A 25281-nucleotide genomic window follows, 5' to 3' on the forward strand; every position below is an offset into this window, starting at 1 on the left:
GACTCGAAAGGCCATGATCACATGAGCGAGAAGAAGAACCGCGAAGATTCGACTGTCGGCCGCAATAACCCTGGTCGCGACGCTATCGGAGCGGCAATGCGGTTCATCACGTCGATTACTGGTTCGGACTTCGCCCAGAAGTACGACCTTCAGCCAAAGATCGACCGCGTGGTGTACCAGTCCACCAAGTCCGGTTTTAAGACCCTTGGTGCCGCGAACCGTCAGTTTAAGAAGATTTCCGGTTCCGGTAAGCCGGAGCGTCCGGCTGAGGAAGCCCAGGCTGCACAGGAGGCCGCAGCCGAGGAGAAGGCAAAGAAGCTCTTCGACCTCACCCCGACCGAGGATCAGCAGATGATCGTCGAGACGGTTAAGGAGTTTGCTGAGTCTCGCTTGCGCGAGGCTGCTTACAAGTCCGACCACGAGGCAACTCCCCCGGAGAACCTCGTCTCTGAGGCTTCTGAGCTGGGCGTCACCATGATCAACGTCCCGGAGGCTTTCGAGGGCATCGCTACCGGCGAGGACGTCACCACCAACGCGCTGGTTGCAGAGGCTCTGTCCTACGGTGACATGGGTCTGGCTCTGGCAGTGCTGGCTCCGGCCGGTGTCGCTGCCACCCTGACCGCTCACGGCTCCGACTCGCAGCAGAAGACCTACCTGCCGGCATTCGCTGGCGAGAACGTCCCGGCCGCCGCTGTTGTTCTCGCAGAGCCGCGCCCGCTTTTCGACGCACGCAAGCCTGAAACCACCGCAAAGCGCGAGGGCGATTCGCTGGTCCTCAACGGTGTTAAGTCCTTCGTTCCGAACGCCGGCGCAGCTGAGCTGTTCATCATCGGTGTTGAGCTCGAGGGTAAGCCGGCTCTGGTTATCGTTGAGTCCGACACTGAGGGTCTCCACGTTGAGGCTGACCCGTCCATGGGTCTGCGCGGTGCCGCAATGGGGCGCGTCATCCTGAAGGACGTCAAGGTTCCGGCTGAGAACATTCTCGGCGGCGCTAGCACCTCGGCTGCAGATCGTGAAGAGGCATACCTCGACATTCTGCGTCGTTCCCGCCTCGGCTGGGCAGCTCTTGCAATGGGTACTTCTCAGGCAGTTCTCGACTACGTCATTCCTTACGTCAATGAGCGTCAGGCATTCGGCGAGCCGATTTCCCACCGCCAGGCAGTGGCCTTCATGGTCGCCGACATCAAGATTGAGCTCGATGGTCTCCGCATGATCACCCTCCGCGGTGCTTCCCGCGCTGACCAGGGTCGCGGCTTCGCTCGCGAGGCAGCTCTGGCTAAGACCTTCGCCACTGAAAAGGGTATGAAGATTGGTTCCGACGGTGTGCAGCTGCTCGGCGGACACGGCTTCACCAAGGAGCACCCGGTTGAGCGTTGGTACCGTGACCTCCGCGCAATTGGTGTCGCCGAAGGCATCGTCGTTCTGTAAACCGCTAGATACTTCAGCCGAAAAGAATTAAGAGGAAAGAAAATGATTAACCTCGAACTGCCGAAGTTCCTCAAGGCGGGCGCGTCCCAGTCGCATCAGGCCGCCGCTGAGATCTTCCGACCGATTTCCCGTAAGTACGATCTCGCTGAGCACGAGTACCCGAAGGAACTCGACACCCTTGCCTCCATGATGGACGGCATGGCAGATGGTGGCCGTGGCTTCTCCGGTGCTTCCGGTGGACGTGGTGACGATAAGAAGCCGAAGCGCACCGGTGTAAAGAACGGTGGCAACATGGCTTCGCTGCTCAACGTTATTGAGACCTGCTGGGGTGACGTGGGCCTGACCCTGTCCCTGCCGTACCAGGGTCTGGGTAACGCAGCCATCGCAGCTGTTGCTACTGATGAGCAGCTGGAAGCTTTCGGTAAGACCTGGGCTTCCATGGCAATTACCGAGCCGTCCTTCGGTTCTGACTCCTCCGCAGTTTCCACCACCGCCAAGCTCGATGGTGATGAGTACGTCATCAACGGTGAGAAGATCTTCGTCACCGCTGGTGAGCGTTCCGACTCCGTCGTTGTGTGGGCGACCCTGGACAAGTCCAAGGGGCGCGCTGCCATCAAGTCCTTCCTGGTGAAGAAGGGCACTCCGGGCTTCACTGTTGAGCGCCTGGAGGAGAAGCTGGGTATTCGTTCCTCGGATACCGCAGTGCTCCGCCTGGACAATGTCCGCGTTCCGAAGGAGAACCTGCTGGGTTCCCCGGACATTGATGTTAAGAAGTCCTTCGCCGGCGCAATGGCGACCTTCGACAACACTCGTCCGCTGGTTGCGGGTATGGCCATCGGTGTCTCCCGTGCTTCGCTGGAAGAGCTGCGTCGCATCCTGGAAGAGGCTGGCATCGAGATTGACTACGATGCACCGGCACACACCCAGAGCGCTGCTGCAGCTGAGTACCTGAAGCTGGAGTCCGATTGGGAGGCTGCATACCTCCTGGCTCTGCGCGCTGCGTGGATGGCTGACAACAAGCAGCCGAACACTCTGGAAGCTTCCGAGTGTAAGGCCAAGGCCGGCCGTGCAGGCACCGAGATTTGCCTCCGTGCCGTTCAGCTGGCAGGTACCTTCGGTTACTCTGAGCGTAACCTGCTGGAGAAGTGGTCCCGCGACGTCAAGATCCTGGACATCTTCGAAGGTACCCAGCAGATTCAGCAGCTGGTCGTTGCTCGCCGCACCCTGGGCCTGTCCTCCAAGGAACTGAAGTAGTTACAGTTTCAGAGCAATCTACATACTGGTGAGCCGGTAAAAGCTCACAAAGATGCTCAAGCCACATTTCTTAAAACACCGTCCTGCCATGACTTGGTAGGGCGGTGTTTTATTTTGCGCTGTTTTGGCCGTGTGTCTCTTGTCGTTGCGTTCCTATTTTTCTGAGATTAGAGGGAGAGTTCATCTAATTTTCATCTTTAGGTTCTAGGCTTATTGGACATGAGCATTTCCCGCCGGGCCTACCTCTCTGTTGCAACTCTTGCTGCAAGTTCAATGGCCGTCGCGAAAACCTCGGGAGCGTACGGCCTTGAGTACGTCACGTCGGGTCTGGGGCTTACCCAGTCGGATTCCAAGTCGTGGCAGGTACTGGCTAGTGACTTGGAGGTCATTACTGTCACAGACACGTCAGTGGCATTTACATGGGCAACATATGCTCCGGGAGTGCAGACAGCGTATGGCTTCATTAAGCCGACCGTTCCTTCGGATGAGCGGGTGTTGCTTGGTCCAGCGGATTCAACGCAGTTAGAGCTCGTGCACGAGGGGTACTCAGAGTCGGGCTACCACCATGTGGTCATTGACGGGTTGGAGCCGGGACGGGAGTACCGCTTTGAGTGCTGGTCACACAACTGCCGCGCGGTTCCGTCGCTGAATATCACCATGAGCAAAACGGCACCGGAGAAGACAGGCGTCGTAAGCACTCTGCCAGCGTTGGAGGGTGCACATTTGGCGACGTTCGCGCTGACGAATGACACACACATTGGTAAGCCCAATCATGACGGCATTCGCATTGGCAACCTCGGTCTTTCCTCCGGTCCGGGAGAGCAGCCTTTTGCCTCTATGCAATTGCAGGGTCTGGTGGACACGGTAAAGGCTGCCGGGTTAGACACTCTCGTCATCAATGGCGATTGCACGGATAGCAACCGCCCTGAGGAGTATGACGAACTCATCAGGGTTTTGGATACTTTCGGTGAGTTTGGGAAAAACTGGTTTGTCACCCGTGGTAATCACGATGTGCACCCGCCCGGGCTACCCAATATCAATGGTTTCCGGGGACGCGGAATCCGCAAGGGCAAGACCGCGGTTCCGGATTACTTCAGCCAGCGTCTTGTGCCGACGCAGCAGCACTGGTCGACTCGCGTCGGCGAAGTGCGCCTAATCGGTGTTGATACCGCCGAGTTTGGTTATGCAGGTGGACGTATTAATGAGCGTCAGATGCGTGCATTGCGTGCCGAACTCGCAGACGATCCAGAGCGTCCGACAATTTTGTTTGCGCATCACCCGTTTACTCAGGATGCGGTGCGTTCGCATTTCGGTGGTGAGGCATTCATGGTCGAGGCGCAGCAGGCCAAGATTTTCCAGGAGATTCTGGCCGCCACGCCGGGTGCCAAAGGCGTGTTCGCTGGTCATACGCACCGCAGCCGCCGTGGTATCGCTGACTACGGGGATACGGACTTCTGTGAGCGGGGCGCGGCACTCGGCTATCCGGGTGGATACACGCAGATCCGAGTTCACACTGACGGTTACCAAATTAGCTACCACCGCACTACGACACCTCAGTCTCTGTCCTGGTCCACGAAGACTCGTTGGTCGATGTTCGGGTTGGAGCCAGAGTTTATGCTGGGAAAGATCTCCGATCGGAACTACGTCAATTTCTTCAAGAACAAAGTGCCGCTCTGAGCTAGTGCTAGCTTCAAGCAGGGTACGCTGGGCAACGCATAGTGTTAATGGAAAATACGTAGTGGCAAGTTCCGCTGTGGGCGTAGTCGCAAGCCGCCACGTTATTGGCCGAGCACAAGTGTGGCTCTGAAGTAATAAGGAATTTAGCGATGACCGACCAGTACAACCCGCGTTCGTCCTCCCCGCAGGATTGGGAGCAGGACGGTTATGCAACATCTGCCTGGGAGCAGCCGCAGGGCGGGGCCCAGGGCCAGTACCAGCCTCAGTACCAGTACCAAACGCAGGGGCCGAACCAGGGCGGTTACCCCCAGCAGTATCCGGCTTATCAGCAGGCTCCGGCACCTGAGCAGAAGAGCAACAACGGTCTGTACGTGGTCTTGGGCATCGTCGGTGTCGCACTTGCAGCGGTCGCCGGTATCGGTGGCGCGTACTACCTGAATAATTCCTCCGATAATTCCCCGCAGTCTCCCGATACGGTTGCGGCAGGGGACTCGTCGTCAAGCACTGCGTCCCCGGCGCCGGTGGAGACGCACACGGAAACCTATACCCAGACCGTCGAGCCAGAAACGACGAAGCAGCCGGAGAGCAGCGCTCCTACCACTACGCAGAGGGGAAATTTTGGTCTCCGCGCGTTCGGTATGGATCGCGATGATATCGACGCCAAAGGTTGGGTTGGCAGTACCGCTCGCTGCTCGGGTGGGGATTACGCGCGTGTGCTGGCGGAGACGTCGTCGGGCAAGGCTGTGATTTGCGAGAATTCCAATAACCGCCAGCAGCGCCATTACATCGGTGACTTCGGTGAGATTTCGGATAGTCCGGATGCATACACAGTAGATAGTTTCTCCGGGAACCGTGCTGTCGCAAAGAATGGTGGCTACACGTATACCGTCACTCCAAATGCGGTAACCGTGACCCAGGACGGCGAAGAAATTTTCCGTGAACCCGTCACGGACTACGGTGTTTTGAACGCAGGCTAATCAGCACTGGTTCTTTCTAGGACACGCAAAAAGGACGCGGTAACTTCCACAATGGAAGTTTCTACCGCGTCCTTTTCGTGTCTGCCGCTCGCTTTACGACGGTCCCTGCGCCCTAAGCAGCCTTCTCCTCGGCGGCATTCTCCCACGGCTTCGGCAGGTGGCGAGGAACCACCTTGCCGACTGCGTTGCGTGGCAGTTCATCGAGGAACACGGTCTCGCGCGGAACAGCGAAGCGGCTGAGGCGCTGCTTGACGTATGTGCGAATCTGCTCATTGGTCAGGGCGCGGCCCTCAGGTGAATCGTCGCGGACAACCCAGGCGACCAGAGCCTGACCGAAGCGCTCATCCGGAACACCTGCGACTGCGCACTCGCGGATACCCTCGAGCTGGCTGAGTGCATCTTCGGTCTGACGTGGGAAGACGTTCTCGCCACCGGAGACAATCATGTCGTCCTCGCGACCGGAGATGTAGAGCAGGCCATTTTCCATTCGACCCAGGTCACCGGTACAGACCATGCCGTCAATGACCTGCTTGTCCGCGCCGGGGCGGGTGTAGCCCTCGTACAACATGTTGTTACCCACGAAGATTCGACCGGTCTCGCCGTCGGCGACGCGGTTGCCGTCTTCGTCGAGAATCTGGACACGAGTGCCCAGCGGCGCGCGACCTGCCGTGGTCGGATTTGCCTTGAGCTCATCCGGGGTAGCAATGGTTGCCCAGCTGACCTCGGTGGAGCCGTACTGGTTGTAGAGAACCGGTCCGAAGCGCTCGAGGGTCTTGGTGACGATTCCCTCCGGAATGGCCGAACCACAGGATGCGATGACCTTCAGCGATGTCGCACCGATGTCGTAGTTGTCTGGGAGAATCTCAATCATGCGCTGCAGCATGGTCGGCACCAGGAAGATGGTGTGCGGAGAGTGCTGTTCGATAATGCGGAGGCTGTCGGCTGGATCGAACTTGCGGCGCATAATCATGGTGGAACGCAGTGCGATGCACAGCTGTGCGGTTGCGAAGCCCCAAGTGTGGAACAGCGGAGCCGCAAGGTAAGCCGGGCGGCGCTGACGCAGCGGAATGCGGCTCATGATGGAAGATGCCGGCATCCAGCTGCGCGGCTCCGGACGCTTGGCTCCCTTTGGAGTGCCGGTGGTTCCGGAGGTCAGAATAATAACGCGGCCACGGCGCGGACGGCTTGGCAGCTCGGCGGTCGGCCACTTTGCCGGCGGTGCAGTCTTCAGCATCTCCTGCATGGAGGTCCAGCCCTCGCGAACACAGGAGGTATCACCGTAGTTTTCAAACCACGACACTGCGACCGGGCACTCATCGAAGTCCTCCGGCAGCATGTGAGTGAATTCCTCATCAATGAACAGGAAGTCAATCTTCTGCTCGCGAATTACCGCTAGAGTCTGCTCGGCAGCGGCGCCAGTATTGAGCAGCACCAGATCGGTGCCGAGGCGACCGTGGGCGCACAGAGCCATAATGAAACCGCGGTGATTGCGAGCCAGCACACCGATGCGGTTGCGCTGCTGAATATCGCCGTGGCGGAGTGCCCGCGCCAGGGCAGTGGAGCGCTCGTGCAGCTCCTCGTAGGTCAGCGAGCCGCCGTCATCAATAATTGCGGTGTGGTGCGGATCGCGGCCGGCTGCAATGCCGAGGAGACCAGCTGGCAGGAAGTCCCAGCGGTAGATGGAATTTAATGCCTTACCAGCCGCGCCGGGTCCCATCGAGCCGAGGACACCAGCTTGCGTCACCGGTGCGAGACCGAGAACGAGGTCCGAGGTAGCTCGCGAAGCTTTGCGCACCTTATTGAGAATCGAGGTCTGTGGATCAGATGTCATAGTCACTCATCTTCCGTGGTTCATGTCCTGTGGTCTTCGGAGAGGCCTAATCAGGCGAAACCTCATCGGTAGGACCGCCGATTTAGTTTCTTTTACAGTAAGAATAAGTGTCCTAGGTCACTTTTGTGGAGCTTTTTGCAAAATTTTTTATCAGAAACGAATGATTGTGAAGATATGCGAGGTGAACAGGGAATACGTTCAAAGGGGCGGAGCTTCTTCTATCTCGAGAGATGTTTGTCGCCGCACTTAGAGCCTCCGTTTTGAGGTAATTTCTCTAGGAAAAGTTGTTGAAAGATGTTCCAATCCAACTGCGCCCTCGTCGCCGTAGTGGAGGGTGAGGCCATTCGATATGACTTAGGGGAACCCATGAAGTCCACTCTCAAAAATCAAACTTTCCTACGCATTTCGGCAGCTCGAGTTGCCGTGGTCGGAGCAGTCGCAATCGGTGCGGCTTTTGGTCTTGCAGCATGTGGCGATAGTGATGACGTCGATCCGGCACCTGTCGAGACCACTACGGTGACTTCGACCGAGAGCGTGGACGACAATCGCAATGATCGCGATGATGACGATCATGACGATGACGGCCACGACGACCGCGTGCACAACTAGGTGTCCGTTCCAGGATGAAACCGCCGTTGTACCTCTCTTGACCAGACTGTTCGCTACTGGCGTACGGCTATAGGGATTAATCTGCGACGCGTCGCGTTTAAGCTAGGTGAAACAACCTTTATTGAATTACGGCAAAAATAGACACTTGAAAGGGCAGTGATGTTCGAGAGGTTTACGGACCGAGCACGTCGCGTTGTCGTCCTGGCGCAGGATGAGGCACGCGAGCTCAATCACAATTACATCGGCACGGAGCACATCCTGCTCGGCCTGATTAGTGAAGGCGACGGTGTGGCTGCCAAGGCGCTCGAGTCCATGGGTATTTCCCTCGACGCTGTGCGCTCTGAGGTAGTCGACATTATTGGTCGTGGCTCCCAGCCGCCGAGCGGTCACGTGCCGTTTACCCCGCGTGCAAAGAAGGTGCTGGAGTACTCTCTGCGCGAGGCTCTGCAGCTGGGTCACAAGTACATCGGTACTGAGCACCTGCTGCTCGGCCTGATTCGCGAGGGCGAGGGTGTTGCCGCTCAGGTACTGGTTAAGCTCGGCGCTGACCTGCCGCGCGTACGTCAGCAGGTTATTCAGCTGCTCAGCGGTTTCCAGGGTGATGAGTCGGATGGTTCTCCGGAGCAGCGTCCGGTCGGCGCTACTTCCGGCGCTCGTGTGCAGGAGGGAAACCACCAGTCCGGTTCGCTGGTGCTCGATCAGTTCGGTCGTAACCTGACCGTGGCTGCACGTGAGGGCAAGCTGGATCCGGTTATTGGCCGTGAGAAGGAAATCGAGCGCATTATGCAGGTTCTTTCTCGCCGTACCAAGAACAACCCTGTGCTGATTGGTGAGCCGGGCGTTGGTAAGACCGCCGTTGTGGAGGGTCTCGCGCTGGACATCGTCAACGGCCGTGTGCCGGAGACACTGAAGGATAAGCAGCTTTACTCCCTCGACCTGGGTTCGCTGGTTGCGGGCTCCCGTTACCGCGGTGACTTCGAGGAGCGTCTGAAGAAGGTGCTCAAGGAGATTAACCAGCGCGGTGACATCATCCTGTTTATTGACGAGATTCACACGCTGGTCGGTGCCGGTGCCGCAGAGGGCGCAATTGACGCGGCCTCGATTCTGAAGCCGAAGCTGGCTCGCGGTGAGCTGCAGACCATCGGTGCTACCACTTTGGATGAGTACCGTAAGCACATCGAGAAGGACGCCGCTCTTGAGCGTCGTTTCCAGCCGGTGAACGTGCCGGAGCCGAGCGTGGATCTCACTATCGAGATTCTGCGTGGTGTTCGCGATAAGTACGAGGCTCACCACCGCGTATCCATCTCGGACAAGGCACTGGTTGCCGCCGCTACTCTCTCGGATCGCTACATCAACGACCGCTTCCTGCCGGATAAGGCTGTTGACCTTATTGATGAGGCCGGTGCTCGTATGCGTATCAAGCGTATGACTGCCCCGGCTGACCTGCAGGAGATTGACTCCAAGATTGCCGATGTGCGCCGCCAGAAGGAAGCCGCCATCGACGAGCAGGACTTCGAGAAGGCAGCTGGTCTGCGCGACAAGGAGCGCAAGCTGGGCGAAGAGCGCCGCGAGCGCGAGAAGAAGTGGCGTGCGGGCGAGTCCGACACCATCGCTGAGATTGGCGAGGAGCAGATTGCGGAGGTCCTGGCTTCCTGGACTGGAATTCCGGTGTTCAAGCTCACTGAGGAAGAGTCCTCGCGTCTGCTGCGCATGGAGGATGAGCTGCACAAGCGCATCATCGGTCAGGAAGAGGCCGTCAGTGCTGTCTCCCGCGCTATTCGTCGTACCCGCGCTGGTCTGAAGGACCCGAAGCGTCCGTCCGGTTCGTTCATCTTCGCCGGTCCGTCCGGTGTTGGTAAGACCGAGCTGTCGAAGGCCCTGGCCGAGTTCCTCTTTGGTGAGGAAGACGCACTCATTCAGATTGATATGGGTGAGTTCCACGACCGATTCACCGCTTCGCGTCTCTTCGGTGCTCCTCCCGGATACGTCGGCTACGAAGAGGGCGGCCAGCTCACCGAGAAGGTGCGCCGCAAGCCGTTCTCCGTCGTGCTTTTCGACGAGATTGAGAAGGCCCACAAGGAGATTTACAACACCTTGCTGCAGGTCCTGGAAGACGGTCGTCTGACTGACTCGCAGGGTCGAGTGGTGGACTTCAAGAACACGGTTCTGATCTTCACCTCGAACCTGGGTACCAGCGACATTTCCAAGGCTGTTGGTATGGGCTTCTCGGGTGTCGGCGAGGCCGATGAAGATGGCAAGTACGAGCGGATGAAGGACAAGGTCCACGACGAGCTGAAGAAGCACTTCCGTCCGGAGTTCCTGAACCGTATCGACGAGATTGTGGTCTTCAAGCAGCTGAGCCAGGCTGAGATTGTCCAGATGGTCGATCTCATGCTGGCCCGCGTCAGCGACCAGCTCGACGAGAAGCGCATCACCATGGAGATTTCCGACCGCGCCAAGAACCTGCTGGCCAAGCGTGGCTTTGATCCAGTGCTCGGTGCCCGTCCGCTGCGTCGCACGATCCAGCGCGAGATTGAGGATCAGCTCTCCGAGAAGATTCTCTACGGTGAGGTTGGTCTCGGCGAGACCGTCTTCATCGATGTCGAAGGCTGGGATGGCGAGTCCAAGGACGTCGACAAGGCGAAGTTTACCTTCACCAACAAGGGCAAGGCCGGTAACGTCGATGCCGACGGCGGTGCTCTGGATGACTCCGAGGAAGGCAAGGACGTTCTCGGCAGCGCTGGTACCAGCGAGCCCGATATCATCACCCCGGATGTACTGGGTGACGGCGGCTCCACCGCCGCTGAAACCGACCTAGAGTCCGGTTCGGACTCCGATGACGACGGCCACAACCCGCCACCGGCTGGTGCGGGTGCTGGCCAGCCACTCTAAGAGGTTTAGCCGCTAGCAGTACCAACGAACACTGCCGCCCCAGTTCCGATTCCATTATGGGAGGAACTGGGGCGGCAGTGTGTCTATATGCGGTCTTTCCTAAAAGCGCGGAGAGTTGTAGTTCTACTTGGCCACGCCGAGGTCGACCAATGCTTTCTTTGCCACTTCGGGGTCATCATTTTTGATCATGTACTCAACGATTCCCTGATCATCTGGGAGGATTTCCGCAACTGTGATGAGGGACTCCACTCGCTGCGCCTTGAATGTGGAACCGCGCGTTGATTCTGCCGGAATCTCAACGGCATCCAAGACAGGCTTGCCGTCACGAACGGCGGCGGTGGCGGCAGGGTCATCGGTGAAGACTACGTAACCAACGTCGGGTGCCTTCGTAGTATCCACGGAACAGTTGGTACCCATTGCCTGTGGGGCAGGGGCGTTATCCGCACCGTAGTAGCTAAACACCACTTCATAGTCTGTGCAGGCCCGCACGAAACTAGCAATCGGTTCGGGTGCGTGGTCGGCAGGGGTGAGGCCGCCAGCGGTATCCCCACCAGTGGCACCGGTGGCGCCACCGTTGGAAGCGCCGGGATCGGCAGGTGCTTCAGCGGCGGACTGTGCGGGAGCAGCGGACTCGTCTGACTTGTCACTAAAGAGCGCGTCTTTAGCTGCAACGTAGGCAATCGCTAGCACCACGATGCCCGCTATCACTAAGGGAAGGAGTAATAGCTGCTTCTTTACACTGAGACCTTTCGATGCGCCGCTGGTCTGGGCACCTGTCGTGCCCGCGCTGGCGTTCGACCTTGAGGCGGCCGTCGTATTTGCTGGAGACGCTCCAGTTTCTAGTAACGAGCCATGCTTGATGTAATGGCGATAGCCATTTTGCGCAATAGCCAGGTTTTGCTCGATGTGTGATGTGTCTTCTGGCCCATTTAAGCGGTCGGGCGAACCCGGGTATGCAAGTCGAATCATTTTTCAGTCCACCACCGTGAATCAATGTCGGAGTACAGGGAGCGCATCGACTCTGCAAACTCTTCCAAGCTATTGCGATTGAGACGGTGCTTGTTTTCTTTCCATCGCTCAAACAGCTCAGTTGACGACACTGCACGCGAGGCCTCAGTTCGTGCCTCTCGGCCTGCGGTCAGAGCCCACTGGGCGGCAAATTGCACACGTTTCGCAGCCTTTTCTGTGAAACCGCTCCACACTTTATATGTGTTGTAGAGCTGGGCCACGACGGCCCAGCCGCCCTTGTAAGGCAGAACTGTGACGTTGCCCAGGTTGTCAAGTTCAAGGAACTCAAAATGGGATGGATCCTTCTTATCGGCGGTCACGAGGATCCTGCGGTTGGTGACAAACGTGGCACCATCCACCCCACTTGCTTTCGTGGCGGCGGCCTCGAGCACAATCTCGTCGACACCAAGACCTTCTACAACAGCGACGGCGGCAGTGCGCACAATCCCGGAATTACCGGTACGTTCAAGTGCGGCACCGAGATCTGGCCGGTCGGTCAATGCAATTTGGGGTCCTGTCATGCACACGAGACTAGCAACACAATAAAAACCGCGCCTGCCGTTCAGTGCTATGACATAACTCACCCCAGGTGTGGGGTGGTGTGTGAAGTAACGCTGACTCAACCCCGAAACCTCGGTACGTTCTGTGGGTATGAGCTCAACGTTCACGCCAGCAAAGTTTGATGATACTTGGATCTACCGCCTTACAAAGTTCCCATGGCCGGAACCGGCGCCGAGCAAAGATGAGGTGCGCCGCCACTCTTGGGGAATGGTGTACAAGAGCAATAAGGCGTTTGCGACCCCGCTAGGGGTTGAGGCCATCAACGCAAGGGCGGCCAAGTACTACAAAACATCTCTCGAGCAAAACTGGGGGGTCACTGGTGCACAGGAAGCGTATCAGGTTATTGATGCTCTGCTCGAAGGTGGCCAGCACGTGGAAAATGACCTGCTTTTACCGCTCGCATATGCAGTGAAGGACATCTCTGAGAACGAGCTCGAGGCAGAGATGGAGGAGCGAATCGAGTTTCTGAAAGACTTCTTTGTTGTCCAAGGCGTGGATCCGCGTGGTGCAGAACATAAGTTCCGTTACCTTGTACGGATGTTGCGCTCGGAGGGCTTTGCCAAAGCAGCGGCCCCGGCACTGCCCGCCACTACTCGCGCATGGGACATAATCCGTGTTCACAGCGTTGGTGGCGCGGCAACGGAGCTGGGGTGGATCTCTCCAGAAGAGTTCCTTCAGATTTCAGACAAGGCCGTGGCGGCGCTGCAGCGCTACTTCGTGTCGTGGGCTGACGTAGCCGCAAGTTTCTGGTGGGGTCGAATGATCTGGGCGAGTGATGGTGAGCCCGACGTCACCGCTGCGATGAAGGATCAATCGCAACGGCTCACCGAGCTGCTCGCACACAGTGATTCGCCTTGGGTGCGCGTGCCCTTGCACGACATCCAGGCCGAGGAGCCATTCGCATCCCTGGGCGGTTTGCACTAACTAGCTGTCGTCATTGTTCGGCGCGCTGTGGCGGTGGCCGGTTTCATGAGCTCACTAGGGGCGGTCACAAATAACGGATTGAGGCATCTATGGCGCAGGGACGGCGAGTTCAACGACATCTGCAAGGCGAAGTTACCTTCACCAATATGAGGCAAGGTCGGTAACGTTGATGCCGATGAGCGGTGCCTTGGCCGATTCTGAGGAAGATGACGGGCGTTCTCGGCAGCGCTGACGGTATCCTGAGCGTTTGTATCTGGCGACATCAAAAGTACTGCCGATCAGGCCACTGCCGAGGCAGAGGCCGAATCTGATAACTCCGAGGGAGAGAACTAAATGGGGATTCAATTTCGCAAGAAGCAGAACCTGGACAAGGACACGTGGCTGAACTACTCGGGTTCGGGAGTCTCTGGTTCTAAGCGTATCGGCCCAGTGACAATTAACAGCCGTGGCGGTTACACCGTCCGACTGGGCAAGGGCCTAACCTTCCGTGGTCGCTGGAAGAAAAAGTAGCTGTACTTGCTAGATGGAGGAAAGTGGCGGTTGTCGCCGCTAGTACCCCATTTTCTGATTCACCCAGGCAAGCATCTCTTCGTGGCTGAGCACGTAGGCAAGGCCGTGCGTCCCATCACCGAGGTCAGTGTCGACCTCCACGTAGGTGATGTCGGCGCCGGCCTTTTGCCACTTCTGCACAAGCTCGCGTGCCGACGTCACGGGTAACACATCATCCAATGCGTTATGGGTAACGAACACGGGCATACTGGGAGTCTTTGTGCCCAGAGCCTGCTCGTCCACGTGGCGTCGAACGACGGGGGAGAGCTCCGGCGAGCGCAGATTTTCCGCTATCCCCAAGTCGTTGGCCGTAAATGCCTTGGTGTCATTGCGAGGCCAACGTTCGACAGTGGCGCCAATGCATTCATCGGCGGTGAGCTTCAGGAAGTCCTGCCCCAGCGGGCTCAGCATGCGCTCGATCGGTTCTTTGGTCTCTGGGTACTCTGCAATCAAGCCGTTCATGAAGTAACCGACGAGTCCCGCCAGCGCCGAGCCGCGAATATGTAGCGCAGTGTCGGTGAGATCGGCTGGAATAGCCCCGGCGTAAACAGCGCGGATGTTCAGCTCCGAGGCGTACTCATCGGCTAGCTCGGCGGCTGCAGCGGTGGCACCTCCGCCTTGTGAGTAGCCGAAGAGCGCAATGGGAGTATCTGCAGGTAGTTGTAAAGCTTCAATAGTCGCTCGTGCCATATCGAGCGTGTTATTCCCGGCAACCTCACGGTTGAGGTACGGATGTACCCCGGGCGTGCCGAGCCCCTGGTAATCCACGATGGCAACATTCCATCCCTGTGCCAGCAGCTGAGGTGCCGGAGGCGTCGGAGGTGCTTCGTAGCGCAGCGCAACCGAACTGGCGCAGTTATCGGCCATCCCGAGAGTCCCCGGCGCAATCACCGCCAGAGGCCGTGGGGACTTCTCTGACCAGCGGGCATAGGGCTGCAGTACGGTACCAGATACCGCTGTCTGGCGGTGATCGCGTGCGCCTGTGGAGGAAAACACGACCCGCTGTGCGCGTGCGGGCGCATTGACCGGAAATGGCGTCTTCGTAATTACCTGCCCCGGAGGCAATCGCTTCACCGTAGAAGAGTCAGAATCCGAGGAACCGAAGCCAGTCGCTCCTAGGCCATCCACCGCCGAGCAACCACCGAGCGTTCCCACGCTAGAGCCCAGAAGAGCAACTCCAAGCACCGCGCTCAGCGCAATTCTGCGCTTACGAGCCCCAAAGAGACAGCGCTGGCGCTGAAATCGATGGGACGAGGCATTCATGTTCCCAATTCTAGGCAAGGAACTTGTTCGAATCTGGTCATTACTGAAGCATTGCCTCCGGCTTAACTTGGCAACTGGAAGCGGCCATCGGGAGTTTGCTCCGCAAGGCCGTCGTCAAGCAGGGAAAACAGTGCGCGGGAACGCTGATGCGCATCATCCCAAACCGCATCGAGAGCGGCCTGTTCGACGGGGGAGTTGGCGGCGCGGAGCACGTCGAGAAGCAAGCCTCTGACTTGGCGGTCGGTGCCTTCGAACTTCTGCACACGCCGTTTAGCGGCGGCGATTTCGTGGTCTTCGGGTTCGGGGCGACCGGCGGCAACCCAGGCGCAACTGGTGGCGATGGGGCAGACCTCGCACTCGGGTGTCGTTCGACAGACAGTAGCGCCGAGTTCCATGAGTGCGACAGAGGTTTCGGCTGCGGTTGCGGGGTCGCGTGGCAGGAACTCTTCGACGAGCGCCATGTCGGCGCGTTTGGCGGTGCCGGGAAGGTACGTGCCCTGGCGGTGTCGCCGGAGCACGCGGCGCACGTTGATGTCCACCACCGGCGTGCGCGCGCCAAAAGCGAACGCCGCTACCGCCCGAGCGGTGTAGTCTCCTACCCCCGGAAGGGCTAACAGCGTGTCCACGTCGCTCGGTACCTCGCCGTCGTGCTTTTCGACGATTGTCTCTGCGCACTCACGCAGTCGGAGCGCACGTCGGGGATAGCCGAGTTTTCCCCACATACGCAGGACTTCATTCTTGGGCGCGATGGCCAAGGCGGCTGGGGTGGGCCATTTTTCCAGCCAGGCGTGCCACGAGGGGATGACGCGGGCGACAGGAGTCTGTTGACTCATCACTTCGCTGACGAGCACAGCCCATGGTGAAGTGCCTTCTTCGCGCCAGGGAAGTGGCCGCATATTGGCGCGATACCAATCACGTAAGGCGGCATCGACGTGTTCGTCGAAGTCGTCGGATTGGCTAATTGCAGAGGTCAATCTACATTCTCGCTTTCCCATAAACAGCGGAGTCGTTGCACAATATAACTATGAGCAATTCTGAGAGGACTCCTGAAAGTGTATGGCAATCGATGGTGCGCGGAAACCTCCGCTTCTGCGAGAGTAAGACTGCGCATCCCCGCCAGGACTTGGTTCGTCGTAAGCAGCTGACTCAGGGGCAAAAGCCGAAGGCCGTTGTGCTGGCGTGCTCGGATTCCCGCGCTCCGGTGGAGATCATTTTCGATCAGGGTCTGGGCGATGTATTTGTGATCCGTACCGCCGGTGAGATCACGGACTTGTCGGTGCTGGCTTCGCTGGAGTTCGCAGTTGATGGTCTGGGAGTTTCGCTGGTGATTGTTCTCGGTCACGAGTCCTGCGGCGCTGTGGCTGCGGCGAAGCATGCGCTGGACGGTGGCGAACTGCCGGGTGGTTTCCAGCGTGTGTTGATTGAGAAGGTCACCCCGTCGCTGCTCGCCGCCCGCAAGGATGGCGAGACTGAAATCGACGAATTTGAGCGTCGTCACGTGCGCGAGATTGTTAATCACATTATTGATCGCTCGCCAGAGATTTCATCGCGGTTGGTGACCGGCGAGGTGGGCGTTGTCGGTATGCGCTACCGCTTGGAGGACGGACGCGCTGAGACTGTCGTTACCCATGGAGTCAGTGAGAACCCGCTAACCTAAATGTGTGACCAATAAGCTGCCTCCAGAAATCTACCGGCGTCGGCGTATCGCCGCGGCGGTATTGCTCGTTATCATCCTCGTTCTCCTGGGCTGGGGTATTTCCGCACTGGTAAACCGGGACAGCGAGGATTCTGAACCGGTGAATGTCACCAGGGATGACGGGAAAGAGGTGACTCCTCCGGAACAGCCCAAGGAACCTTACGCGTCTAAGTCTGACAAGGACTCGAAGAACGACAAGTCCGACAAGAACGCCAAGAAGGGTGACAAGGAAGGCGAAGACTCCGCGAAGGATGACGCTCAGGCGGCGCTTGCGAGCAAAAAGGACTGTAGCCTTGCAGATCTGCAGGTGACAGCCACCTCGGATCAGCCGAACTACGGCGATGAGCAGCCGACGCTGGCGATTACCGTCCACAATCCCACCGGTGGCGAATGCCGCGTGAACCTTGATGAGCAGCAGTTGCGCTTCGAGGTGTATGACCTGGCAACGTATGAGCGTGTCTGGTCGGATGTGGACTGCAATGACTCCGAAGGCCACGGTGAACTGGTATTGGCACCGGGCGAGGAAGTCAACTATGCCGCCACCTGGTCGCGTCTGACCTCGGCGCCGAACAAGTGCTCCGAAGAAGACCGGGTCCCAGTGCCTTCCGGGTCGTACATCTTCTACGGCGTGATTGGTGACAACAACTCTGACGCCTACACGTTCAACATGCGCTAGCGCTTAGTTCCCAACCCAAGTTCAATGGCCTCGGCAACGGTGCCTGCTTCCAGCAGTCGCATCCCTGCCGGGCCTTTTGCGCCTCTGGGCACAATTGCCGTGTCGAAGCCCATTCGATGAGCTTCCTTAAGCCGCCACTCCAAATCGGTCACTCGGCGCACTTCGCCGGCCAACCCCAGTTCGCCGAGTGCAATGGTTTTATCCTGGAAGGTCCGCTTAGTCATGGATGAGGCCAGCGCCAGCGCGATTGCCAGGTCCGCGGCAGGCTCCGACAGCGTCATACCGCCGACGGTGGACACGTACATCTCCATGCGAGCCAACTGCTTGAAGTTACCGTGTTCAGTCAGCACGGCCGCGACCATCGGCACGCGCCGCGGGTCGAGACCGGAGACATTGCGTCGCGGGTTGTGCGCCTCGGTGTTGATTACCAGACCCTGCACCTCCGCCAGCAGTGGTCTGCGGCCATCCATGGCCACGGTAATCGCAGTTCCCGAGGTCGGCGTTCGGTGATGCAAAAACAGCCCCGAGGGATCCTCAACTTCCGCAATACCGCCCGCAGTCTGCTCGAAGCAGCCCACCTCATCGGTGCTGCCGAAACGGTTTTTCAGGCCGCGCAAGAAGCGTAGCCCCGAATGCCTATCACCCTCGAAGTTGAGCACCACATCAACCAGGTGCTCCATTGTGCGCGGGCCGGCCACATTGCCGTCCTTGGTCACGTGTCCTACCAGGAAAATCGCAGTTCCGGTCTCCTTTGCCAGCGCCGCCAGGGCAGAGGTTACGGCGCGAGCCTGGGCGACGCCACCGCGAGCACCTTCGACGTCGGCACGCATCGTCTGCACGGAGTCCACAATGAGCAGACCGGGGGAGAGCTCCAGCGTCAGGTCGATGACGTCCTCGATATTCGACACCGCCGACAGGTACAGAGAGTCCGACAGTGCGCCAGTGCGCTCGGCACGCAGCCGCACCTGGCCGACCGATTCCTCACCGGTGACGTAAAGCGTCGGCCCCAAATCGCCGTCCGCGCAGCGGTAGGCCACTTCAAGTAGCAGCGTCGACTTACCAACTCCCGGCTCGCCCGCCAAGAGCACCAACGAACCCGGCACAATACCGGAACCGAGCACTCGATCCAGCTCACCGATGCCCGTGCGCACCGCGTGCGTAGCCTTGGCGGAAATCCCCGTAATCGCGGTCAACTCGGAAGATGAAGTGGGGATTCGATCTGTTGCGGAAGTCTCGGCGAGGAAACGTTCCTCCGCCTCGTCGTCAAGCGCGCGCTGTGCTAGACGCTGGCTTTCAGCCGCGACGGAAGTGGAAGATGCTTTACGACGACCACCCCGCGCGCCGGGCTCCGTTGCGGCAGCGCTACGGCGACGTTGCTTGGCTGCCCGTGCGGCAATTTTGTCCTCCAGCGTGGAGGCGGACTTCCCACCGCTGGAGCGGATAGTGACCTTCTCTAGCGTGCCCCACTCTTTGCAGTTGGGACATTGGCCGACCCATTTCGACACCTGCCAGCCGCATGCTGAGCATTCGTAGGCTTCGTCTTTGGTCCTGGCCACGGTGCAACCACCTTTGCTTCAAGAGAGGGGACACGACAGACTCCACAACGTGTGTTGTGCGGTATGCGGTGAATGTCGCGAGAAAATTTACCCCAGATACGCGAGAGCGGGCCAGGGCAGTGTCAATGACTTGTGTCAAGGATGACTGTACTGCCGTGACCCGTATCAAGCGACCAATCGCCCATGCCCGCTCGATGAGGCGCCTCGCGTTATTTGCGGGACAGGACTGCGCTGTACCAGCGCCTAAAAGTGCGCTGCGCGCGAACAGCGCAGGAACACCACTGTGCTGCGATTACTTGGATTCAATCATGCCGTCAGCACCGCGGTTCGGTGCGCCAGCTTCCAGAATGTCAGCAGAGATGGTGATGTCCAGGTCGTAGGTGTTGGTCTGGCCCTGCGGGTCAGTGAACTCGAAGGTGGCCTCGCGGTTCTGGCCAGCAGCGCTGCTCTTGTCGCCAACCAGGGTGCTCGGGTCCAGCTCATTGGTGTAGTACGCGATGCAGCCGGTGTTGTCCTTGGCGGTCTTAGCCAGCGGATCGATGACGGACTTCGGGCCGGCAACAATCTGGCACTCACGCGGCAGGGAGTCCTCGCCCTTTGCAGCCTTAGCGAAGGAAGGTGTCTCAGCGACCTTCTTCAGCTCAACCTCGCCGATACCTTCAACGGTGACGGACTTCAGCTTGTAGACCGACTCGGTAGCGCGCTGCTGGTTGCTGGCGGAGAACTTCAGACCAGCGGTACCAGCCTCCGGGTCAACCAGGATATGAGCGTCGCGGATGTTGACGAAGCCAAGAGCCGAGTTGGTGTTCTCAGCACCCTTGCCGGCAGCATCTTCGCCGCCGTTCATCGCACCGTCTACAGCCGGGTGCTGATTTGCGGTCTGCGAAATCTGACCGGCGCCACAAGCAGCAAGTGCAACTGCGGATGCTGCGGAGACGGTGATGAGGGCGCTGCGGCGAAGTACGGACTTGAAGGCCATGACTAGATTTCCTCCAGTAGCTTGAGGATGGGCGATAGGATTTTCAGTATTTAAAGAACACCTTAGTGTCTTCCTAAGATGTTCTCATACTACCCGTAAAATCATGGGGGGACATGATAGGGTGGAAGGCCGTTGGAAAGGGCGTGTGCATTACATGGAATTCAGCATTGGCGATACCGTAGTTTATCCGCACCACGGAGCTGCGAAAATCGAAAACATCATTGAACGAGAGCTTAACGGTGAGACCGTTCAGTACCTCGTACTGCAGATTCTGCAGAGTGATCTGAATATCCAGGTGCCCGCCAAGAATGCCGAGCTGGTCGGTGTCCGCGACGTTGTCGGTGAAGAGGGTCTGCTGAAGGTCTTCTCCGTTCTGCGTGAGACCGACGTGGAAGAGGCCGGCAACTGGTCCCGTCGCTACAAGGCCAACCAGGAACGCCTGGGTTCGGGCGACATTAACAAGGTCGCTGAGGTAGTTCGTGACCTGTGGCGCCGCGATCAGGATCGCGGTCTGTCCGCCGGCGAAAAGCGTATGTTGAGCAAGGCTCGCCAGGTTCTCGTCGGTGAGCTCGCGCTTGCCGACGGCGTTGATGAGGCCAAGGTCGAGGAAGTTTTTGCCCGCGTCGATGCCACTATCGAGCGTCACCGCGCGCTGGCACAGGAAGGTGCCGCCGGTGAGAAGAAGGACGAGGCCGACGATAAGCCGGTGGACCTGGACGCAGACGCATAAGTCGTTTCCCTTCCCCGGTTCCTTCCAGTAGGGATTTTCTGCACTTTTCCGGATAACGGCTAGCGCACACACATTGCCCGTGTGCGCTAGCCGTTTTCTCTTTTTCACCCGTATCTATTTCCCCGCTATGCTCGGGGCTGTGACTTTTCAAATCTTCGATACCGCAACCCGCCAACTGAAGGATTTTAAGCCTCTCCGGGAGGGGCGTGCCTCCATTTACCTGTGCGGTGCGACCCCGCAGGCTCAGCCGCACATTGGCCATGTTCGCTCCGGCGTGGCCTTTGATATCTTGCGCCGTTGGCTGATCGCCAAGGGGTATGACGTCGCCTTTGTGCGCAACGTTACCGATATCGATGACAAGATCTTGAACAAGGCCGCCGAGCACGGCCGCCCTTGGTGGGAATGGGTCTCCCGCTTTGAACGTGAATTTACCTGGGCTTACAACCAGCTCGGTGTTCTTCCGCCGAGCGTTGAGCCGCGTGCCACCGGACATGTCACTCAGATGGTGGAGTATATGCAGCGTCTGATGGATAACGGCTTCGCCTACGCTGTCGATGGCAGCGTCTATTTTGACGTGGACGCCTGGTCCAAGGCTGAAGGCAGCGACTACGGTAGCCTGTCCGGCAACCGCGTTGACGAGATGGAGCAGGGCGAGACCAGCACTCCGGGCAAGCGTGGCGCGCACGATTTCGCACTGTGGAAGGCGGCTAAGCCGGGCGAGCCCTCGTGGCCGACGCCGTGGGGCAATGGCCGTCCGGGCTGGCACCTGGAGTGCTCCGCCATGGCCACCTACTACTTGGGCTCGGAGTTCGACATCCACTGTGGCGGTCTCGACCTGCAGTTCCCGCATCATGAAAACGAGATTGCGCAGTCGCACGCAGCCGGCGACGGCTTTGCCCGCTACTGGATGCACAACCACTGGGTCACAATGGCCGGCGAAAAAATGTCGAAGTCGCTCGGCAACGTGTTGTCCGTGCCGCATATCCTGACCATGGTTCGTCCGGTTGAGCTGCGTTACTACCTCGGTAGTGCGCACTACCGCTCCGTGCTGGAGTACTCCGAGGAGGCTCTGCAGGAAGCGGCAGCGGGCTACCGTCGTATCGAGGCGTTTATGCACCGTGCCGTCGATAAGCTCGGCGATATCGAAATCGGTGAGTGGACGCCGGCGTTCGAAGCAGCGCTCGACGACGACCTCGCCGTCCCACGCGCGCTCGCGGAAATCCACAACGCTGTTCGTGGAGGCAATCAGGCGCTTGCCGACGGCGACGAGACCAAGGCTAAGGAGATTGCCGGTGCTGTCCGCGCTATGGCCGCAGTCCTTGGGTTCGATCCGCTGAATGAGCAGTGGGCAACCTCCGATTCCGGTTCCGATGCGGCAATGCATGCGCTCGGTGTGCTGGTTGAGCACCAGTTGGAGGAACGCACTCGGGCTCGTGCAGAGAAGGACTGGGCTACGGCTGATGCTGTGCGCGACCGTCTGAAGGAAGCGGGTATCGCGGTAACTGATACCGCTGATGGCCCGGCATGGTCTGTCGCTGACTAAAGCTGAAAAGCTGGCTTTAGGCTAAAGAAAACTATTAACTACAGAAAGCAGGTAGCTATGGCAGGCAACGGTCGTCGTGGCGCAGTGCGCAAGGCAAGCAAGAAGAACGTCGGCGGCTCCGGCGGCCAGAAGCGGGGCCTGCGTGGCAAGGGACCGACCCCGAAGGCAGAGGACCGCGTTTATCACGCAGCTCATAAGCGGGCGAATGAGAAGCGACGCCGTGACTCTGGGCGTCATGAGCGCAAGGGAGATGGCTCCGAGCTGGTAGTTGGCCGTAACCCGGTCGTGGAGTGCCTGCATGCGAAGGTGCCAGCGGCAGCGCTGATTGTGGCGTTGGGCACCGACAATGACGAGCGCCTGCAGGAGTCAGTGCGTATTGCTAACTCCCGTGGTATCCCGATTCGCGAGGTGCCCCGCCACGAGCTGGACACCATGACCGGCAACACCATGCACCAGGGCATCGGTCTGCAAATTCCGCCATACAAGTACTCGTCTGTCGAAGATCTGATTGATTCGGTGGCCAAGACCGGGGAGCCGGGTCTTATCGTCTGCCTGGATAACATCACCGACCCTCGTAACCTGGGTGCGGTCATTCGCTCGGTGGCGGCCTTTGGCGGCCACGGTGTGGTGATTCCGGAGCGTCGCTCGGCCGCCATTACGGGCGTGGCCTGGCGTACTTCGGCTGGTACTGCTGCGCGTCTGCCAGTTGCGCGGGCGACCAATATGGTGCGTTCGCTCAAGCAGTTCCAGAAGGCTGGCTACCAGGTTGTTGGGCTGGATGCTGGTGGCGACCACACTCTGGATACTTACGACGGCACCACACCGGTGGTTGTGGTCGTCGGCTCCGAGGGTAAGGGGCTTTCGCGCCTGGTGCGCGATACCTGTGACACCATCATGTCCATTCCGATGACCGGCTGGGTGGAGTCGCTCAATGCTTCCGTTGCTGCCGGTGTGACTCTGAGTGAGTTTGCCCGCCAACGCCGGGCAAAGAGTAGCCAGTAGCGCATTTGATACCCCCGGAGGCGCCATTATCAATTCGTTATAGTAATAGCGTTTACGTGGGGTATTTTGGGTTCTAAATTGCGGCCGGTACTTATGGCTACCCCCAGTAGTTCAGCGCTTTAAAGATAATTCTATTTCCGGCGTGCGCTGCAGAAATAACAGCGTTATTATCACTTCCAACAGAAAATTATCCGTAGTTTCCCGAAGGGGAGGGCGGGCAAATCATGCTCCTAGAAATAGGGGCGTAATTGGCCGTAGTTTAGGGAAGCGCACGGACCTAGCGGTGGCTTGTACAGCTAGCTTTGGGTCACTGAGATGTCAGACCACGACATCCTCAGCGTTAGTTTTTCTGTCTGCCGGGGCAACCCATTTCGGCAGTCTCGCAGTCTTAAAAAGAGCTGGGGGTATTGGAGTCTGCTTTTAGAGAATCCAGCAAAAATACGGGCAGCCCCTCGGTGGCGAGAGGGAAGGTGCGCACCTTCTCCGCAATCGTCACTCGAGGGGCTGCCCGATGTTTTTGTTGTTTTAAAAGACACTCCGAAAAGCGATGGAACTCCGAAAAAGCGTATGTGTCTATTTGCTCCACTTGGCAGCCTGGACGTCGTCACGCGTTGCCTTGCGCGATTGCACCGTTCCGATGGCGTAGCAGATCAGGTAGATGACAAACGCGATTGTCGTCACTAGAACGCTGACCGGGATGCCCGGTGCGAGTGAGAGAACAATGCCGCCGACGGCCGCGACCTCGGCGAAGATGGTCGACAGGATGATGGCCTTTACAGGAGAGGCGGTGACGAATGCGGCCGCAGCACCAGGGGTGATGATGAGGGCGATGACGAGCAGAGAGCCGACAATCTGTACGCCCTGGGCGGCGACGAGACCGGTGAGAATCGCGAAGTAAATCGATAGCGCCTTCACGTTGACACCACAGGCGGCGGCCATGATGGGGTCGGCGGAGGCGAATAGAAGCGGCCGCCATTTCCAGGCAACGCCGCCGACGACGATGACCGCGACGATGGCCATCGTCCATAGAGAAGTGTCAGTCAGACCAATGATCTGGCCGGTGAGAAGTGAAAACGCGGTACTTGTCCGGCCGGGGTAGAGGTGGATAAACAGCACCGATAAGCCCATGCCGAAGCTCAAGACCACGCCCACGACCGCATCTTGGCGCCCTCGAAGCGACAGTGCCGCCAGGACTATTGCGATGAGCACCGAACCGATAATGGCACCGCTGCTGACACTGACACCAAGTAGTAGGGCCGCGGATGCACCCATAAGTGCCAGCTCGCTGGTGCCGTGGACCGTGAAACTCATCTGTCGCATGACAATCAGTGGCGAAATGATGCCGGAGATTAGCCCGAGTAGAGCTGCCGCGATGAGAGCATTGTGGACGAACCCGACTTGGAGCAGAGCAGCGGTGTCGGAGAAATACTGAGTCAGTAGGGTCATTAGACGATAACCAGCTTTCCCTCGACACGGGCAACCGCAATGTTGGTTTGGTAGAGCTCCGAGAGCGTCTCTGAAGTGATGATTTCCTCGACCGATCCGACCGCATGTCCATGCGGCGTCAGGTAGAGCACCCGGTCACAGACGCCCAGGATGGGGTTGATGTCGTGGGTGACGAAGACGACTGCCGTGTCGTTTTCCCTGCGATGCCGGTCCAGGCGCTCGACCGTGGTCCGTTGCGCCGCAGGGTCGAGGGAGAGCAGAGGCTCGTCGCAAAGCAAAAAATCCGGCGCCGAAACGAGCGCCTGCGCCTGACGGACAAGCTGTTGCTGACCGCCAGAGAGCGTGCCGACGCGACGGTCCGCAATACCGCCCGCGCCGACAAAGTCCAGCATTTCGTCGGTGGCGGAGCGGTTCTTGCCGGCTGCCAGCTCGACGAGGTCGCGAACCCGAATGGGCAGTGAGGGCTCGAACATCCGCTGCTGCGGAATGTAGCCGAGGTTCCCGTCGACTTTTACTGAACCGTGAGTCAGCCGGCGCATGCCAAGGGCAGTGGTCAGCAGCGTGGATTTGCCGACGCCGTTGGGGCCCAGGATGGCCAAGAACTCGCCAGGTTCGATATTCAAATTGAGACCGGACCACAGCGGCTCAACGGCTGCGTCAGTAAAAGTCAGTGAGGGCAA

The 25281-nt window shown here is 58.8% G+C and carries 22 protein-coding genes; 13 read left to right on the top strand and 9 right to left on the bottom strand.

Annotated features, from left to right (window positions below; all coding sequences use genetic code 11):
- Nucleotides 1-21: 21 nt before the first annotated feature.
- The 4 genes from QKE19_RS03905 (at nt 22) to QKE19_RS03920 (ending at nt 5336) form a co-directional block, all read left to right on the top strand.
- Entirely contained in the window at nt 22-1428 is a 1407-nt protein-coding gene (locus QKE19_RS03905) for an acyl-CoA dehydrogenase family protein (protein WP_048731769.1), read from the top strand.
- A gap of 42 nt (nt 1429-1470) precedes the next feature.
- Entirely contained in the window at nt 1471-2682 is a 1212-nt protein-coding gene (locus QKE19_RS03910) for an acyl-CoA dehydrogenase family protein (protein ID WP_016421475.1), read from the top strand.
- 219 nt (nt 2683-2901) lie between these two features.
- Nucleotides 2902-4359 carry a metallophosphoesterase family protein gene (locus QKE19_RS03915; RefSeq protein WP_048731772.1) on the top strand — a complete coding sequence of 486 codons (1458 nt, stop codon included), beginning with the start codon at nt 2902-2904 and terminating at the stop codon, nt 4357-4359.
- A 149-nt stretch (nt 4360-4508) separates the two neighbouring features.
- Nucleotides 4509-5336 (top strand): hypothetical protein, encoded by an 828-nt coding sequence (locus QKE19_RS03920; RefSeq protein ID WP_070607477.1) that lies wholly within the window; start codon nt 4509-4511, stop codon nt 5334-5336.
- A 112-nt stretch (nt 5337-5448) separates the two neighbouring features.
- Here the strand turns inward: QKE19_RS03920 and QKE19_RS03925 are convergent, their stop codons facing one another.
- The gene (locus tag QKE19_RS03925) at nt 5449-7167 is read right to left on the bottom strand and encodes an AMP-binding protein (RefSeq protein ID WP_016421472.1); all 1719 of its coding nucleotides are present in this window, start codon (nt 7165-7167) and stop codon (nt 5449-5451) included.
- Between the two features lie 366 nt (nt 7168-7533).
- Between QKE19_RS03925 and QKE19_RS03930 the strand changes: the two genes are divergently transcribed.
- Nucleotides 7534-7776: a hypothetical protein gene (locus QKE19_RS03930; RefSeq protein WP_151011344.1), complete on the top strand. Its 243-nt coding sequence runs from the start codon at nt 7534-7536 to the stop codon at nt 7774-7776.
- Nucleotides 7777-7935: 159 nt separating this feature from the next.
- The gene (locus tag QKE19_RS03935) at nt 7936-10668 is read left to right on the top strand and encodes an ATP-dependent Clp protease ATP-binding subunit (protein ID WP_070603934.1); all 2733 of its coding nucleotides are present in this window, start codon (nt 7936-7938) and stop codon (nt 10666-10668) included.
- A gap of 123 nt (nt 10669-10791) precedes the next feature.
- Here QKE19_RS03935 and QKE19_RS03940 read toward each other — a convergent pair whose 3' ends face one another.
- Together QKE19_RS03940 and QKE19_RS03945 are read right to left on the bottom strand one after the other, a co-directional pair.
- Nucleotides 10792-11376, bottom strand: coding sequence for a hypothetical protein (locus tag QKE19_RS03940; RefSeq protein WP_224783773.1), 585 nt, complete (start codon nt 11374-11376; stop codon nt 10792-10794).
- A 257-nt stretch (nt 11377-11633) separates the two neighbouring features.
- Entirely contained in the window at nt 11634-12197 is a 564-nt protein-coding gene (locus QKE19_RS03945; RefSeq protein WP_151011338.1) for a hypothetical protein, read from the bottom strand.
- 130 nt (nt 12198-12327) lie between these two features.
- On the opposite strand from QKE19_RS03945, the gene QKE19_RS03950 reads away from it, so the two are divergent.
- A complete protein-coding gene (locus tag QKE19_RS03950) occupies nt 12328-13161 on the top strand; it encodes a DUF1266 domain-containing protein (RefSeq protein WP_016421456.1) in 834 nt (277 codons plus the stop codon).
- 333 nt (nt 13162-13494) lie between these two features.
- A complete protein-coding gene (locus QKE19_RS03955) occupies nt 13495-13671 on the top strand; it encodes a hypothetical protein (protein WP_005510144.1) in 177 nt (58 codons plus the stop codon).
- Between the two features lie 39 nt (nt 13672-13710).
- On the opposite strand, the gene QKE19_RS03960 is transcribed toward QKE19_RS03955, so the two are convergent.
- Nucleotides 13711-14973, bottom strand: a complete 1263-nt coding sequence (locus QKE19_RS03960) for a lipase family protein (RefSeq protein ID WP_347890428.1) — start codon at nt 14971-14973, stop codon at nt 13711-13713.
- Nucleotides 14974-15035: 62 nt separating this feature from the next.
- Nucleotides 15036-15968, bottom strand: coding sequence for an A/G-specific adenine glycosylase (locus QKE19_RS03965; protein ID WP_347890430.1), 933 nt, complete (start codon nt 15966-15968; stop codon nt 15036-15038).
- 29 nt (nt 15969-15997) lie between these two features.
- On the opposite strand from QKE19_RS03965, the gene QKE19_RS03970 reads away from it, so the two are divergent.
- Together QKE19_RS03970 and QKE19_RS03975 are read left to right on the top strand one after the other, a co-directional pair.
- Nucleotides 15998-16630: a carbonic anhydrase gene (locus tag QKE19_RS03970; RefSeq protein ID WP_284805789.1), complete on the top strand. Its 633-nt coding sequence runs from the start codon at nt 15998-16000 to the stop codon at nt 16628-16630.
- 4 nt (nt 16631-16634) lie between these two features.
- The gene (locus QKE19_RS03975) at nt 16635-17345 is read left to right on the top strand and encodes a hypothetical protein (protein ID WP_347890431.1); all 711 of its coding nucleotides are present in this window, start codon (nt 16635-16637) and stop codon (nt 17343-17345) included.
- On the opposite strand, the gene radA is transcribed toward QKE19_RS03975, so the two are convergent.
- Nucleotides 17342-18901, bottom strand: coding sequence for a DNA repair protein RadA (gene radA / locus QKE19_RS03980; RefSeq protein WP_347890432.1), 1560 nt, complete (start codon nt 18899-18901; stop codon nt 17342-17344). The genes QKE19_RS03975 and radA overlap by 4 nt on opposite strands.
- Nucleotides 18902-19193: 292 nt before the next feature.
- Nucleotides 19194-19880: a hypothetical protein gene (locus QKE19_RS03985; RefSeq protein ID WP_016421450.1), complete on the bottom strand. Its 687-nt coding sequence runs from the start codon at nt 19878-19880 to the stop codon at nt 19194-19196.
- A gap of 154 nt (nt 19881-20034) precedes the next feature.
- Here QKE19_RS03985 and QKE19_RS03990 point away from each other — a divergent pair, with 154 nt between their 5' ends.
- From QKE19_RS03990 to rlmB, 3 genes are all read left to right on the top strand, one after another.
- Nucleotides 20035-20610: a CarD family transcriptional regulator gene (locus QKE19_RS03990; protein ID WP_005510159.1), complete on the top strand. Its 576-nt coding sequence runs from the start codon at nt 20035-20037 to the stop codon at nt 20608-20610.
- 139 nt (nt 20611-20749) lie between these two features.
- Nucleotides 20750-22153 carry a cysteine--tRNA ligase gene (gene cysS / locus QKE19_RS03995; RefSeq protein WP_347890433.1) on the top strand — a complete coding sequence of 468 codons (1404 nt, stop codon included), beginning with the start codon at nt 20750-20752 and terminating at the stop codon, nt 22151-22153.
- Nucleotides 22154-22210: 57 nt separating this feature from the next.
- Nucleotides 22211-23155 carry a 23S rRNA (guanosine(2251)-2'-O)-methyltransferase RlmB gene (gene rlmB / locus QKE19_RS04000; RefSeq protein WP_069358976.1) on the top strand — a complete coding sequence of 315 codons (945 nt, stop codon included), beginning with the start codon at nt 22211-22213 and terminating at the stop codon, nt 23153-23155.
- 573 nt (nt 23156-23728) lie between these two features.
- On the opposite strand, the gene QKE19_RS04005 is transcribed toward rlmB, so the two are convergent.
- Together QKE19_RS04005 and QKE19_RS04010 are read right to left on the bottom strand one after the other, a co-directional pair.
- Nucleotides 23729-24601, bottom strand: a complete 873-nt coding sequence (locus QKE19_RS04005; protein WP_069358975.1) for a metal ABC transporter permease — start codon at nt 24599-24601, stop codon at nt 23729-23731.
- The gene (locus tag QKE19_RS04010) at nt 24601-25281 is read right to left on the bottom strand and encodes a metal ABC transporter ATP-binding protein (RefSeq protein WP_147719473.1); all 681 of its coding nucleotides are present in this window, start codon (nt 25279-25281) and stop codon (nt 24601-24603) included. Before QKE19_RS04010 ends, QKE19_RS04005 begins: the two co-directional genes overlap by 1 nt.

Origin of the sequence: Corynebacterium sp. c8Ua_99 (genome assembly GCF_039907185.1) — a bacterium.
Taxonomy (GTDB): Bacteria; Actinomycetota; Actinomycetes; order Mycobacteriales; family Mycobacteriaceae; genus Corynebacterium; species Corynebacterium jeikeium_D.

Excerpts from the sequence above, each read along its gene's own strand:
- QKE19_RS03990 (WP_005510159.1), top strand. The coding sequence starts at position 20,035 with ATGGAATTCAGCATTGGCGATACCGTAGTTTATCCGCACCACGGAGCT.
- QKE19_RS03970 (WP_284805789.1), top strand. The coding sequence starts at position 15,998 with ATGAGCAATTCTGAGAGGACTCCTGAAAGTGTATGGCAATCGATGGTG.
- QKE19_RS03965 (WP_347890430.1), bottom strand. The coding sequence starts at position 15,968 with ATGGGAAAGCGAGAATGTAGATTGACCTCTGCAATTAGCCAATCCGAC.
- QKE19_RS03950 (WP_016421456.1), top strand. The coding sequence starts at position 12,328 with ATGAGCTCAACGTTCACGCCAGCAAAGTTTGATGATACTTGGATCTAC.
- QKE19_RS03985 (WP_016421450.1), bottom strand. The coding sequence starts at position 19,880 with ATGGCCTTCAAGTCCGTACTTCGCCGCAGCGCCCTCATCACCGTCTCC.
- QKE19_RS04005 (WP_069358975.1), bottom strand. The coding sequence starts at position 24,601 with ATGACCCTACTGACTCAGTATTTCTCCGACACCGCTGCTCTGCTCCAA.
- QKE19_RS03915 (WP_048731772.1), top strand. The coding sequence starts at position 2,902 with ATGAGCATTTCCCGCCGGGCCTACCTCTCTGTTGCAACTCTTGCTGCA.
- QKE19_RS03925 (WP_016421472.1), bottom strand. The coding sequence starts at position 7,167 with ATGACATCTGATCCACAGACCTCGATTCTCAATAAGGTGCGCAAAGCT.
- QKE19_RS03920 (WP_070607477.1), top strand. The coding sequence starts at position 4,509 with ATGACCGACCAGTACAACCCGCGTTCGTCCTCCCCGCAGGATTGGGAG.
- QKE19_RS03905 (WP_048731769.1), top strand. The coding sequence starts at position 22 with ATGAGCGAGAAGAAGAACCGCGAAGATTCGACTGTCGGCCGCAATAAC.
- rlmB (WP_069358976.1), top strand. The coding sequence starts at position 22,211 with ATGGCAGGCAACGGTCGTCGTGGCGCAGTGCGCAAGGCAAGCAAGAAG.
- QKE19_RS03945 (WP_151011338.1), bottom strand. The coding sequence starts at position 12,197 with ATGACAGGACCCCAAATTGCATTGACCGACCGGCCAGATCTCGGTGCC.
- QKE19_RS03955 (WP_005510144.1), top strand. The coding sequence starts at position 13,495 with ATGGGGATTCAATTTCGCAAGAAGCAGAACCTGGACAAGGACACGTGG.
- QKE19_RS03930 (WP_151011344.1), top strand. The coding sequence starts at position 7,534 with ATGAAGTCCACTCTCAAAAATCAAACTTTCCTACGCATTTCGGCAGCT.
- QKE19_RS03910 (WP_016421475.1), top strand. The coding sequence starts at position 1,471 with ATGATTAACCTCGAACTGCCGAAGTTCCTCAAGGCGGGCGCGTCCCAG.
- QKE19_RS03935 (WP_070603934.1), top strand. The coding sequence starts at position 7,936 with ATGTTCGAGAGGTTTACGGACCGAGCACGTCGCGTTGTCGTCCTGGCG.
- QKE19_RS03960 (WP_347890428.1), bottom strand. The coding sequence starts at position 14,973 with ATGAATGCCTCGTCCCATCGATTTCAGCGCCAGCGCTGTCTCTTTGGG.